This is a genomic window from Streptomyces sp. NPDC093089, assembly GCF_044754405.1.
In the GTDB taxonomy this organism is placed as follows: Bacteria; Actinomycetota; Actinomycetes; order Streptomycetales; family Streptomycetaceae; genus Streptomyces.
The window spans coordinates 558803-571423 of sequence record NZ_JBIVPA010000004.1; the positions used below are offsets into that span (position 1 = coordinate 558803).

Consider the following 12621-nt stretch of genomic DNA (forward strand, 5'->3'; position numbering starts at 1 on the left):
CGGCCGTCAGTCGACGGTAGGGCTGCGGTCGGCCGGTGGCAGTGCGGCGGTCGGCCGGTGGCAGTGCGGCGGTCAGCCGGTGCGGTCCTGCGGGCCCGGCGGGCGGGACGGGTCGGCGGCGGCGCGGCCCTGGGCGAGGACCTCGCGGGTGCGCTGGAGGCGGAGCGCCAGCTGGACTTCGAGGACCTGGCCGGGCTTCTGCCACTCGGGGCCGAGGAGTTCGCCGATCCGCTCCAGGCGGCGCGAGACCGTGTTCGGGTGGACGTGGAGCGCCTCGGCCGCGTTCGTGGGGCTGCCGCCCGAGGCGAAGTACGCCTCCAGGGTGCGGGTGAGGTCGGTGAACCGCTCGGCGTCGTAGTCGAGCACGGGGCCGATCGCCGACTCGACGAAGCCCTCGACGTCGTGGTCGTCGGAGAGCAGCAGCCCCAGGAAGCCCAGGTCCTGCACCGAGGCCGCCGAGCCGGTGCCGCCGAGGGCGCTCATGGCATCGAGGCAGCGTCCGGCCTCCTGGTGCATGCGCCCGACGCCGTCCGGGCTCCAGCCGGGTCCGGCGGCGGCGACCGAGACGGGGTGGCCGAGCAGCGGGGACAGTTCGGCGGCGACGGCCTTGGCGGCGGCGGAGGCGTCGATGCCGGGGAGGAGCAGCACGATGCAGCCGCCCTGCACGGTCTTCAGGCCGGAGAGGCGGTACGCGTACGAGGACGCCCACACCACCGCCCGGCCCTGCTCGCCGCCCTCCGGTCTGGCCACCACGAGGACGTGCGGTTTGCGCAGGTCGACGCCGAGGCGGCGGGCCCGCTGGGCGATCTGCTGCGGCGCGTGCGGCGGGTCGGCGATGAGGTCGTCGAGGAGTTCGTCGCGGACCGGGCCCTCGGCGACGGCCGTGGAGCGGCGCATGAGGAGGAGGAAGGCGACGGCCTGGGCGGCGAGTTCGAGGAGCCGCTCGTCCTCGCCGGTGAGTCCGCTGGCGGCGCGGACGACGAGGCCGCCGAGGTCCTCGGAGCCGGCGATGACGGGGGCGACCCAGGTGTCGTCGGCGGCGAGGACGGGACGGCGGCGGGCGTGCGCGTCGAGGGACGCCTTGGCGACGGCCTCCTCGTCGAGGGCGAGGACGTCGCCGGCGGTGGCGAGGCAGCGGCCGCCCTGGTCGCGGATCGTGACGGTCGCGTCGAGCGCGTCGGCGGCCGCCTTGGCGACGTTGCAGAGGTCGCCGCCGGACAGGACGAGGTTCATGATGCGGCCGTGGGTCTCGCTGACGTGCCGCATGCGGGTCAGGCTGGTGCGCACCCGGGAGCTGTCGCGTTCGAGTTCGGAGACCTCGGCCCGGGTCCGGTCGAGGAGTCCGGCCTTGTCGACGGCGAGGGCGGCGAGGTCGGCGAGCGCGGCGAGGAGCCCGATCTCCTCCGAGGTGTGGTCGCGGACCCGCCGGTCCGCGCCGTGCAGGGCGCCGATCACGGTGTCGCCGCTGCGCAGCGGAGCGGCCATCATCGCGTGCACGCCCTCGGCCCGCAGGGCGGCCTCGGCGGCCTCGTCGAAGGCGGGGGCGTGGACGCCGGCGTCGAGGGAGCCGGAGGGTGCGAAGCGTTCGTCGGCGAGGTAGTCCGCGGTCCAGACGGGCTCGCCGTGGAGCTGGACGGCGCCGCCGAGCCCGTACCCCTCGACGATCCTGAGTCCGGGGGCGAGGCGCGGTCCGGCGGTGCGGTCGGCGCCGGTGCGGGAGCCCTCGGTGGTGTGGACGTAGCAGGCGCCGTGCGGGGCGCGCAGGGTCACGTACACGAGGTCGAGGCCGAGCAGCCGCCGGGCGCGGCGGGTGATGACGCGCAGCAGGCTGTCGAGGTCGTAGGAGAAGGTCAGGTCGCGGGTGGTGTCGGTGAGGGTGGCGAGGGCGGACTCGCGGCGGGCGTCCTGCTCGCGTCCGGCGTGGATGCGGTCGGCGAGTTCGACGGCCCGCTCCAGGCGGACCAGTCCCTCGCCGTCGAGGCCGGCGAGGCGGGCGTCGTCGAGGAGGGCCTCGATCTGGGCGGGCGGCGCCTGTCCGGCGACCAGTTCGAGGACCGTGAGCAGCGCGTCGGCACCACCGGCTCCGTCCGCGCCGTGCAAGGTCATGGCCCTTACCCCCGTAGTCGAGCGAAATCGGGCACCTCGGAGGAAACCCGTACTGCTCGCCGAAACTAATTCCGCTTCGGGAGTCGGTCAACGGTGACCTGCCGCACTTCATTCCCCCGGTGCGTCTCCCGGCATCCGACCGGCCGGACGCCACCGACCGGTCGGAGGGTCCGGCGGGCCGTCAGCCGACGGAGCCCGCCGGGACGAGCCGGGCGCGCACCGGCGCGTACTGGGCGGGGATGCGGGGGCCGAAGGCGGGCCGGCCGGTGGTGTGCCGGACGGCGAGGGCCGAGCGGTGGAGGCGGCGCAGCCGCGCCGAGGGCTCCATGCCGCTCTCGCTCTTGAGGGCTCCGCGCAGCCGTTCGTAGGTGGCGAGGGCCTCGGCGTGGTGTCCGCAGCGCAGCAGGGCGACCATGAGGTGGGCGTGCAGCGGTTCGTTGGTGCGGTAGCGGGCGACGAGACCGGAGAGCTCGGAGAGGAGTTCGGCGTGTCGGCCGAGGCCGAGCTGGGCTTCGATCCACTGGTCGAGGACGCTCAGCCGGGAGGTTTCGAGGCGCTCGATCTCCCGGCGGATGCGGGGTCCCGCGGCCACGCCCGCGTAGGGCTCGCCGCGCCAGAGGGCGAGCGCCTCGCCGAGGCGGAGGGCGGCGCGGGGGAGGTCCCCGGCCTCCATGGCGCGGTAGCCGGCGCCGGCCGCCCGCTCGAACTGCCAGACGTCGTGGGCGCCGCCGCCGGTGTCGAGGCGGTAGCCGCCGGGCTGGGCGACGAGGATGGCCTCGGCGGTGCGCCGCTCCGACCAGCCGGGGCGCGGCTCGGCCGGTTCGGCGCCGCGCAGGGCGCTCGCGATGAGCCCGCGCAACTCGCCTATGTGCCCTTGGAGTTCGGCCCGGGCCGCGCGCGGCGCGCCGGACGGCCACAGCTCCTCGGTGAGGACCGTGACGGGCACGACCTGGTCGGCGCTGGCCGTGAGCAGGGCGAGCAGTTGCCGGGGCGCGGCCGCCGTCGGGGTGATCGACACCCCGTTCTCGCGTACCGACAACCCCCCCAGAATCCGGACGTCCACCTTGCCCCCTCAGTGCCTGTGCGGTGTCTGCGCGCGGGATGACCCCTCGATGATTAGAAAAGACCCCCGTAGGCATGTCAATAAGAAACCGGTTGGTACGGAATACCGAACTCGGATATCGGGGTGATTCACACCTTTTGCACGAGTTTCGAAGGGTCAAGTTTTCGTCATTGGCGCAGACCTGTACCCACCGGCCGACTGTTTCCGGACTCGGAGGTACGCTTTACAGGGGTCACCGCGGGGGGCGGCGGCCTCGTGATGCGCGAGTTCCGGCCAGAAACCGACACGGGGGTTCGGTTTCCGGTCGGACTCGCGCACCGCGGCCCCAGGGGGCGCCCCGCCGATCAGGCAGGACACCCCCTGGAGCACGACCTGGAGCACGGCCTAGAGCACGGCGGCGGCGGTGAGCAGGCCGAAGGACACGGTGATCAGCACCGTGCGGACGCGGTGGAAACCGTTCCACCGCTTCTCGAAGGCGGCGCGCACCCTCGCCGGGTCGTCGTCCGCGGTCCCCTCCGACGCGGCCAGGGCCTCGTTGAGCGGGACGTTGCCGGCGACGGTGACCAGGTGGTTGAGGGTCGCGCACACCAGCCCCGCGAGGACCAGCCACTTCTGGGTGTCGGTGCGCCCGTCGACGGGCACGAGGAACGCGGCGAGCGGGAAGGCGATCACCCCGAGGAAGACCGCGAGGAACAGGGGCTTCGGCACCCATTCGTTGATCCGGCGCATCGCCGGGACGAACTCGGCGTCCGTCAGGCGGGCGAGCGCGGGCATGATCCCGGTCAGGAAGATCAGCAGGAAACCCGCGTAGAGTCCGGTGCATCCGACGGCGAGGGCGAGCAGCAGGGTGGCCATGCGGCCATTCTGACCCGCCGCCCGCCCTCCGCGCCGGTGGTACGGGGCAGTTGCCCGGACGCGCGTGCGAACCGGCTCAGCTGTACGGGTCCCCCGACCCCAACTCACCCTCCTTCGAAGGACCTTCCCCCGGCTCCCGGTCCGGGCCGCGCAGACCGTGGGCCTGCCGGACCGCGTCGGCCAGCTCGCGGACCACCGCCGAACCCGACCGGTCGGCGATCGCCCCCGCCCGGTCCGCGAGCGCCGCGAGCCCCGGGTGGCCCGGCAGGTCGCCGCCGCGCAGGGCGTCCGCGAAGTAGGCGGTGATCGCCGTCAGTTGCAGGCTGTCGTGGCCCGCCCCCCAGACGTCGCCGGTCAGCGCGCCCGTGGCGACCGCGCCGGACCGCTCGTGCGGCGACCTGGTCGCCGGGTCGAGCCATCGGACGGTGGCCGTGGCCACCGGACCCGTCGCCCCGGGACGGGTCTTGACCGCGTACAGCGCGGTCACCGTGTGCCCGGCCCCGATCTCGCCGCCGTCCACCCGGTCGTCGCGGAAGTCCTCGTCGGCGACCGCCCGGTTCTCGTACCCGACGAGCCGGAACTTCTCGACCGTCCTCCGGTCGAAGGCCACCTGCGCCTTGGCGTCGCGGGCACGCAGCTCGACGTGGGCGGGCAGCTGGTCGACGAAGACCTTGCGGGCCTGCGCCGAGTTCGCGACGTACGTCGTCTGGCCGTCGCCCTTGTCGGCGAGCTGCTCCATGAACGCGTCGCCGTACTCACTGCCGACCCCCACCCCGAACAGGGTGATCCCGTACGCCCTGCGCTCCTCCTCGATCCGGGCGAGGATCGTCCCCGCCTCCGTGGCACCGGTGTTGGCGAGCGCGTCGGAGAGCAGCACGACCCGGTTGGTGGCGCCCTTCCGGTGCCCCTCGACGGCCACGTCGTACCCGGTGCGGACGCCCGCCTCCACGTTGGTGGACGAGCTCGTCCCCAGCGCGTCCACCACCTCGCGGATCCGACCCCGGGCCGCCCCGACCCGGGTCATCGGCAGCCGGGTCTCGGCCTCGGCGCTGAAGGTGACCAGCGCGATCGAGTCGTCGTCGCGGAGCTGGTCCGCGAGCAGCCCGAGCGACTCCTTGACCAGGTCGAGCCGCCCCGGCTCGCCCATCGAGCCGGACACGTCGACGACGAACGTGAGGGCGGCCGGCGGGCGTTCGGCGGCCCGGTCGGCACCCCGGGTGGCCAGCCCGACCCGCACCAGGGACCAGCCGTCCCGCCCGGTGCGCGCCCCGTCCACGGTCACGCTGAAGCCGTTGTCCGCCGGGCGCGGGTAGTCGGGCCGGAAGCTGTTGACGAACTCCTCGGGACGCACGGACGACGGGTCGGGCAGCCGCCCCTCGGCCAGCGTGCGGCGGGCGTAGCCGTACGAGGCGGTGTCGACGTCCAGGGCGAAGGTGGACAGGTAGTCGGGGGCGGGCACCGGGGAGCGCTGCTCGCCCTCCCGGGGCTGCGCGGTCCCGGCCCGCCCGCCGTCGGGGACCGCCGGGGCCGTCCGGCCGCCCTCCCGCACCCCCCGGTCGGCGCTGCTCCTCTCGCCGCCCGCTCCGCAGCCGGTGACCGCGAGTCCGGCCGCGAGCAGCGCCGCGACCGCGGCCGGGAACCGGGCCGCCGTCCGCCGGGCCGCCGTTGCGTTCCGTCGTTCCATGACATCTCCCCCTCTTCGTAAGGCACTTGTGAATGTGACGAACGAGAGGGCCGAACGGAGCAGTCGAAGGAGTTGCGGATGGATCTCGATGCGGCAACGGCGACGGCCGCGCACGCGCGTGGCATGGATTCGCCATCCTTTTCAACAGGGGTTGTCACCGTGTGCAGTCGCGTGCGTACATGGAGTGGACATCGATCGGGCGGGGGTGGTCAGCGGTGGCGGACAGCGCGGGCTCCGTGATGCTCGCCCGTTCGGCGATGAACCGGGCCGCGACCGAGGGACAGCGGCCCGCGGGGCGCCCGGTCCGGGGTGCGCGGAGCATCAGCGCCGCGCTCGCCGGGCTGGCCGCCTCCACCCGGTACGAACTGCTGACCTTCGACGACCCCGTCGCCTCCGCGGGCTGCGCCATCCCCGGGCCGTTCCTGGAACTCGCGGGAGCGTGCATGCGGGCCGCGGCGGAGCGGGCCGACGAGGTCAGACGGATCGTCCCGAAGCACGCCCTGCCCCGGCTCGAAGGGGGGCCCGGAATCCCCGGCCGGGCCCGCCTGGTCGACGCGATCCCGTTCAAGATGATCCTCGTCGACCGTACGGTGGCGGCCGTGCCGCTCGATCTGGAGCTGCTCTACAACGGGCTGCTGCTGATCCGCGACCCGGTGGTGGTGCAGGCCCTCGTCCGCGCCCATCACATCTGGTGGGCGGCGGCCGAGGAGTTGCCGTACCGCGCCCCGTCCGCTCCCCCGCCGGGCCATCTGCCGCCCCAGCTGCGGCCGGTCCTCGACGCCCTCCTGTCGGGGCTCACCGACGAGGCGGCCGCGGCCCGGCTCGGCATGTCGACCCGGACGTACAGCCGCCGCGTCGGCGAGCTGATGGCCGCCCTCGGCACGACGAGCCGCTTCCGCGCGGGCGCGGAAGCGGCTCGAAGGGGGTGGACATGAGCAGACCCCGGGGCCTCCATGTCCCGGAGATCTCCGGGACCCCCGGGACCTCCGGGACCTCAGGGACCTCAGGGACCTCAGGGACCTCAGGGACCCCCGGGACCTCAGGGGCCTCAGGGACCTCCAGGACCTCAGGGACCTCCGGGACCTCAGGGAGCCCTAGGACACGATGTCCTTGCGGGCGAAGCCGCGGAAGGCGAGCGCGAAGAGGACCACGGCGTACGTCACCGAGATCGCCGTGCCCTTCACCATGCCGCCCCATTCCAGCTGCGGCTGGAGCGCGTCGATCCAGGCGAACTGCCAGTGCGCGGGCAGGAAGTCGCGCCAGTCGCCGAGCGCCGTGACGGCGTCCAGGACGTTGCCGACGATCGTCAGGCCGACGGCGCCGCCCACCGCCCCGAGCGGGGCGTCGGTGCGGGTCGAGAGCCAGAAGGCGAGCCCCGCCGTGACCAGTTGGGAGGCGAACACGAACGCGACGGCGATGCCGAGCCGCAGCAGCGACTCCCCGGCCGGCACCGCCCCGCCGGTCGGCAGGCTCAGCGGCCCCCAGCCGTAGGCGACCGTGCCGACGGCCAGGGCCACCAGCGGCAGCAGGACCATCGCGGCCGCGCTGTACCCGAGCGCGACCACCAGTTTCGAGGCGAGGAGCCGCGAGCGCGGGACGGGCGCGGCGAGCAGGTACCGCAGCGAGGACCAGCTCGCCTCCGAGGCGACCGTGTCCCCGCAGAACAGCGCCACCGGAATGACCAGGAGGAAACCGGCCGAGACGAAGAGGCAGGTCGCGGCGAAGTTGGCGCCGGAGGTCGTCGCCGTGTCCATCAGGGTGATCCGGTTGCTGCGGTCGCCGCCCCCCGGGCTGCCGATCGCGAAGGCCGCGACCAGGATGAACGGCAGGGCGACGAGGATGCCGCCCATCACCAGGGTGCGCCGCCGCTTCCACTGGCGCAGCGCCTCGACGCGCAGGGGCAGGGTGCGCCCCGCCCGGTAGCCGGGGGCGGACTCCGCCGCGCCCGTGAGGGTGCCGGTGGTGCTCATGCGGATCCTCCTCCGATCAGGGTCAGGAACGCGTCCTCCAGGCGCCGGTGCGGCCCGACCCCGGTCAGCGGCACGTCCAGGCGGACGAGTTCGCCGATGAGGGCGGTCGCGTCGGCACCGTCCAGGCGGACCAGGAGTCCGCCGTCGACGCGGGCGGCCGAGTCGACGCCGGGCAGCGCGGCGGTCTTCTCGACGAGCGCGTCGTCGATCTCCCCGGCCAGGGTCACGAGCAGGGTGTCGCCGGATCCGGTGATCTCGGCGACCGGTCCGGCCTGCACCAGCTGCCCCCGGTCCATGACGACGAGGTGGGTGCAGGACTGCTCGACCTCGGCGAGGAGGTGGCTGGAGACGATGACCGTGCGGCCGCCGGCCGCGTACCGGATCATCACCTCGCGCATCTCGCGGATCTGCGGCGGGTCGAGTCCGTTGGTGGGCTCGTCGAGGATCAGCAGGTCCGGCAGGCCGAGCATGGCCTGGGCGAGGGCGAGGCGCTGCCGCATGCCCTGCGAGTAGGTCCGCACCGCACGTTCGAGCGCGCCGCCCAGGTTCGCGATCCGCAGGGCCTCGTCGACGTGGGCGTCCTCGGCGGGGCGGCCGGTGGCCTTCCAGTACAGGTCCAGGTTCTCGCGGCCCGACAGGTGCGGCAGGAAGCCGGCGCCCTCGACGAACGCGCCGACCCGGGAGAGGACCGGGGCGCCGGGCCTGATCGCCTGCCCGAAGACCCTGATCTCGCCCTCGTCGGGGGTGATCAGGCCCATCAGCATGCGCAGGGTGGTGGTCTTGCCCGCGCCGTTCGGCCCGAGCAGGCCGAGGACCTGGCCCTGCTCGACGCGGAAGGACAGGTCCCGGACGCTGTACCGGTCGCCGCCCTTGTACTTCTTCGACAGGCCGGTGATCTGGAGCGGCACGGCGACGAGGTCCGGGTCGGGTGCCGCCGCGGCGGTCCTGCGGCGGGCGGTCAGGAGCAGCACCGCCGTGGCGGCCAGGCCGAGGAGCGGCAGGCCCCACACCCACCACGGCAGGCCGGCGGCCTGGGTGGCGAGTCCGGGCGCGGTGGGCACGGTGAGCGGGCCCTCGACGGCGACCGTGTACCCGGCGGGGACCGTCGGGGACGCGTAGCCGAGGTCGGTGGCGGCGACGACGAGCCGCAACCGGTGCCCGGCCTCCACCTCGTGGTCGATCGCGGGCAGGGTCAGCGTGAGGTCGCGGCCGGCCCGGGCGTCCTCGACGCGGAAGGGGGCGACGAGCTGGGCGGGCAGCACCTGCTGCCGCCCGTCGGGCCCGACGTCGTACACCTTGGCGAAGAGGACGGCCGCGCCGTCGCCGGCGGTGGAGGTGACCTTGACGCGGACGGTCGGCGTCCCGGTGATCCGGACGGCCGCGGTCTGCGGCTTCGCGTCGAACCGGGCGTACTGGCCGGGGAAGTCGAGGGAGACCCCGACGCCGAGCGAGGACAGGCCCGACAGTCCGCCGCCGAGGCCGGGGACCGCCGAGACGGCGGGCGGTGCGGCTCCGGCCGGGTTGGCGAAGGTCTGCGGCGGGCCCGCGAGGGGGACCGTCGTGGTGCCGGCGGTGAGTCCCGGGTAGCGGTCGGCGGTCGCGGCGCGCAGGGTGGCCCGCCCGTCGGTGGAGTCGACGCCGCCGGTGCGGCTGACCCGGAAGGCGGGGCCGGTGTCGACGGAGGTGTCGCGCTTCAGCCAGCGGTCGAACCAGGCCCCGATCCGCCGCTCGACGCGCTCGGTCTCCCGGTCGCCGCCGTCGTGGCCGCCGGCGATCCAGTCGACGGCGACGGGGGCGCCGTTGGCGGTGAGGGCGCGGGCCGTGGCGTCGGACTGCGCCAGGGTGAAGAGGGAGTCCGACTGGCCCTGGACGAGGAGCGCGGGCACCTTGATCGCGGAGCCGACGGCGGACGGGCTGCGGGCTTCGAGGAGCGCGCGGGCGGCGGCGTCGGGCTTCCCGGAGACGGCGACGCGCTGGTAGAGGGCGCAGACCTCGGGGGTGAACCGGCCGCAGCCGTCGGCGCTCCCGGTCCCGGGCCGCTCGCCGGCGGAGAAGAAGATCCCGGCCCAGAGCTTCTTGAAGACGCCTTCGGGGAAGAGGGCGTCGGCCAGGTTCCAGTAGGTGATCTGCGGGGCGATCGCGTCGACCCGGGCGTCGTGTCCGGCGGCGAGCAGCGAGATCGCGCCGCCGTAGGAGGCGCCGGTGACGCCGACGCGCGGGTCGCCGGGCTTGTCGAGGAGGACCTCGGGGCGGGTCGCGAGCCAGTCGATCAGCTTCCGGACGTCCCGGACCTCGTGGTCGGGGTCGTTCAGGCCGATCTCGCCGGTGGAGGCGCCGAAGCCGCGTGCCGACCAGGTGAGGACGGCGTAGCCGTCGCGGGCGAGCCGTTCGGCCTGGGCGCGGACGTCGTCCTTGGAGCCGCCGAAGCCGTGGCCGAGGAGGACGGCGGGCCGCCGGCCGTCGCCGTCGCCGGTGAAGTACGAGGTGTCGAGCCGTACGCCGTCGACGGAGAGCGCCCGGTCCGCGCGGTGCACGGGGGGTGGATCGTCCGAGGCGGCGGCGGTCCAGGTGCCGGCGCCCGCGAGGACGGCGAGCGCGGCGGTGACCGCGGCCCACCGGGGAAGTCGGAGTCGCATGGGGTCGAGCCTAGGCGGGTCTCCTGTGCGGCCGCGGCGCTCCCGAGGCGGAGTTCGGCGGCCTCCTGGAGTCGTACGCGCTACCGTCGCGTACAGCAGGCGCGGTATGCGCAGGGGGTGCAGGCATCGGGAGGTGCGGGATGGACGTCCGGCAGGCGACGACGGTGGCCGAGCTGATCGCCGCGCAGCACTTGTACGACGGTCCGGCCCGGCACGCGTGGGCCGAGCGGTTCCTGGCGGCGCCGGGCCATCTGATGCTGATCGCGTACGCGGAGGACGGCTTCCCGGCCGGGTTCGTGTCCGGGATCGAGATGGTCCACCCGGACAAGGGCGTCGAGATGTGCCTGTACGAGCTGTCCGTGGACGAGGGTCACCGGCGGCGCGGCCTGGGCCGGGCCCTCACGGAGGCGCTGGTGGCGCACGCGCGGGAGCGCGGCTGCCGGGGCGCGTGGGTGCCGGTGGACACGGACAACGAGCCGGCGCTGGCCACCTACCGGGCGGCGGGCGCGGTGGACGAGGGCGTGTTCGCGATGCTCGGCTGGACCTTCGACGAGGAGGTCTCCGGCGAGGAGGCTTCCGGGGCGGGGGCTTCCGGCGAGGAGGCCGCCGCGGCAGGAGCTTCCGGCACGGAGGCCGCCGGCGCGGGGGCCTCCGGGGCGAGGGCCTCCGGGGCGAGGGCCTCCGGGGCGGGGGCTTCCGGCGAGGAGGCTTCCGGCCAGGGGTGACGCGGGCCGTCCGGACGGGGACGGCCCCCGGGGTGTGCTGTCAGCACCCCGGGGGCCGTCGTCGGGTGCCGCCCGTCAGTGGTTCCGCGGGAAGCCCAGGTCGACGCCGGTCGGGCCGTCGGCCGGGTCGGGCCAGCGGGTGGTGACGACCTTGCCGCGGGTGTAGAAGTGCACGCCGTCGTTGCCGTAGATGTGGTGGTCGCCGAAGAGCGAGTCCTTCCAGCCGCCGAAGGAGTGGTAGCCCACCGGCACCGGGATCGGCACGTTGACGCCGACCATGCCGGCCTCGACCTCCATCTGGAAGCGGCGGGCGGCGCCGCCGTCGCGGGTGAAGATCGCGGTGCCGTTGCCGAACGGCGAGGCGTTGATGAGGGCGAGGCCCTCCTCGTACGTGTCGGCGCGCAGCACGCAGAGGACCGGGCCGAAGATCTCGTCCTGGTAGGCCTTGGCCGTGGTCGGCACGTGGTCCAGGAGGGAGAGGCCGATCCAGTGGCCGTTCTCGTGGCCCTCGACGGTGTAGCCGGTGCCGTCGAGGACGACCTCGCAGCCCTCGGCGGCGGCGCCGTGGACGTAGGAGGCGACCTTGTCGCGGTGGACGGCCGTGATGAGCGGGCCCATCTCGGAGGTGGGGTCGGTGCCGGGGCCGATCTTGATCTTCTCGGCGCGCTCGCGGATCTTCTGGACGAGCTCGTCGCCGACGGCGCCGACGGCCACGACCGCGGAGATCGCCATGCAGCGCTCGCCGGCGGAGCCGTAGGCCGCGGAGACGGCCGCGTCGGCGGCGGCGTCGAGGTCGGCGTCCGGGAGGACCAGCATGTGGTTCTTCGCGCCGCCGAGCGCCTGGACGCGCTTGCCGTTGGCGGAGGCGGTGGTGTGGATGTGGCGGGCGATCGGGGTCGAGCCCACGAAGGAGACCGCGGAGACGTCCGGGTGCTCCAGGAGGCGGTCCACGGAGACCTTGTCGCCGTTCAGGACGTTGAAGACGCCGTCCGGGAGGCCCGCCTCGGCGAGCAGCTCGGCGATCTTCAGGGCCGGCGACGGGTCCTTCTCGCTCGGCTTGAGGACGAAGGTGTTGCCGGTCGCGATGGCGATCGGGAACATCCACATCGGCACCATGGCCGGGAAGTTGAAGGGCGTGATGCCCGCGACGACGCCCACCGGCTGGCGGATCGAGGCCACGTCCACGCGGTTCGAGACCTGGGTGGAGAGCTCGCCCTTGAGCTGGACGGTGATGCCGCAGGCCAGGTCGACGATCTCCAGGCCGCGGGCGACCTCGCCGAGCGCGTCCGAGTGGACCTTGCCGTGCTCGGCGACGATCAGCTCGGCGATGGCGTCGCGGTTGGCGTCGAGGAGCGCGCGGAACTTGAAGAGGATGGTGGTGCGCTGGGCGAGCGAGGAGGTGCCCCAGGTCGCGAAGGCGTCCTTCGCGGCGGCGACGGCGGCGTCGACCTCCTCGACGGAGGCGAGCGCGACGCGCGTGGTGACGGCACCGGTGGCCGGGTCCGTGACCGGGCCCCAGTTGCCCGACGTGCCCTCGACGGTCTTGCCACCGATCCAGTGGTGGACGGTCTTCGTCATGACG

Annotated in this window: 8 protein-coding genes and 1 pseudogene; 2 read left to right on the forward strand and 7 right to left on the reverse strand. The window is 74.4% G+C overall.

The genetic code is table 11. The annotated features are described in order from the left end of the window. Positions 1-72 precede the first annotated feature (72 nt). From ACIQFX_RS12480 to ACIQFX_RS12495, 4 genes are all read right to left on the reverse strand, one after another. Positions 73-2106 carry a helix-turn-helix domain-containing protein gene (locus ACIQFX_RS12480; RefSeq protein ID WP_402461452.1) on the reverse strand — a complete coding sequence of 678 codons (2034 nt, stop codon included), beginning with the start codon at positions 2104-2106 and terminating at the stop codon, positions 73-75. 181 nt (positions 2107-2287) lie between these two features. Continuing rightward, positions 2288-3169, reverse strand: a complete 882-nt coding sequence (locus ACIQFX_RS12485) for a BTAD domain-containing putative transcriptional regulator (protein ID WP_402461454.1) — start codon at positions 3167-3169, stop codon at positions 2288-2290. A gap of 384 nt (positions 3170-3553) precedes the next feature. After that, positions 3554-4024: a DUF1772 domain-containing protein gene (locus ACIQFX_RS12490; protein WP_402461456.1), complete on the reverse strand. Its 471-nt coding sequence runs from the start codon at positions 4022-4024 to the stop codon at positions 3554-3556. Between the two features lie 76 nt (positions 4025-4100). Continuing rightward, entirely contained in the window at positions 4101-5708 is a 1608-nt protein-coding gene (locus tag ACIQFX_RS12495) for a von Willebrand factor type A domain-containing protein (RefSeq protein ID WP_402461458.1), read from the reverse strand. A 215-nt stretch (positions 5709-5923) separates the two neighbouring features. Here ACIQFX_RS12495 and ACIQFX_RS12500 point away from each other — a divergent pair, with 215 nt between their 5' ends. Further along, the gene (locus ACIQFX_RS12500; protein WP_402461460.1) at positions 5924-6643 is read left to right on the forward strand and encodes a DNA-binding response regulator; all 720 of its coding nucleotides are present in this window, start codon (positions 5924-5926) and stop codon (positions 6641-6643) included. Between the two features lie 159 nt (positions 6644-6802). Here ACIQFX_RS12500 and ACIQFX_RS12505 read toward each other — a convergent pair whose 3' ends face one another. After that, positions 6803-7678: an ABC transporter permease gene (locus tag ACIQFX_RS12505; RefSeq protein ID WP_402461462.1), complete on the reverse strand. Its 876-nt coding sequence runs from the start codon at positions 7676-7678 to the stop codon at positions 6803-6805. Further along, on the reverse strand, positions 7675-10314 hold the full coding sequence (locus ACIQFX_RS12510) for an alpha/beta fold hydrolase (protein WP_402461464.1): 2640 nt from the start codon (positions 10312-10314) through the stop codon (positions 7675-7677). The genes ACIQFX_RS12505 and ACIQFX_RS12510 overlap by 4 nt, the downstream gene beginning before the upstream one ends. A gap of 140 nt (positions 10315-10454) precedes the next feature. On the opposite strand from ACIQFX_RS12510, the pseudogene ACIQFX_RS12515 reads away from it, so the two are divergent. Then, positions 10455-10868: pseudogene (locus tag ACIQFX_RS12515) on the forward strand (GNAT family N-acetyltransferase); the annotation flags it as partial. 246 nt (positions 10869-11114) lie between these two features. Here the strand turns inward: ACIQFX_RS12515 and mmsA are convergent. Further along, the gene (gene mmsA, locus ACIQFX_RS12520) at positions 11115-12617 is read right to left on the reverse strand and encodes a CoA-acylating methylmalonate-semialdehyde dehydrogenase (RefSeq protein WP_402461465.1); all 1503 of its coding nucleotides are present in this window, start codon (positions 12615-12617) and stop codon (positions 11115-11117) included. Positions 12618-12621 lie beyond the last annotated feature (4 nt).

What these genes read in the sequence shown, in the direction of transcription:
- ACIQFX_RS12505 (WP_402461462.1), bottom strand. Translation starts at nt 7,678, where the DNA reads ATGAGCACCACCGGCACCCTCACGGGCGCGGCGGAGTCCGCCCCCGGC.
- ACIQFX_RS12510 (WP_402461464.1), bottom strand. Translation starts at nt 10,314, where the DNA reads ATGCGACTCCGACTTCCCCGGTGGGCCGCGGTCACCGCCGCGCTCGCC.
- ACIQFX_RS12495 (WP_402461458.1), bottom strand. Translation starts at nt 5,708, where the DNA reads ATGGAACGACGGAACGCAACGGCGGCCCGGCGGACGGCGGCCCGGTTC.
- mmsA (WP_402461465.1), bottom strand. Translation starts at nt 12,617, where the DNA reads ATGACGAAGACCGTCCACCACTGGATCGGTGGCAAGACCGTCGAGGGC.
- ACIQFX_RS12480 (WP_402461452.1), bottom strand. Translation starts at nt 2,106, where the DNA reads ATGACCTTGCACGGCGCGGACGGAGCCGGTGGTGCCGACGCGCTGCTC.
- ACIQFX_RS12490 (WP_402461456.1), bottom strand. Translation starts at nt 4,024, where the DNA reads ATGGCCACCCTGCTGCTCGCCCTCGCCGTCGGATGCACCGGACTCTAC.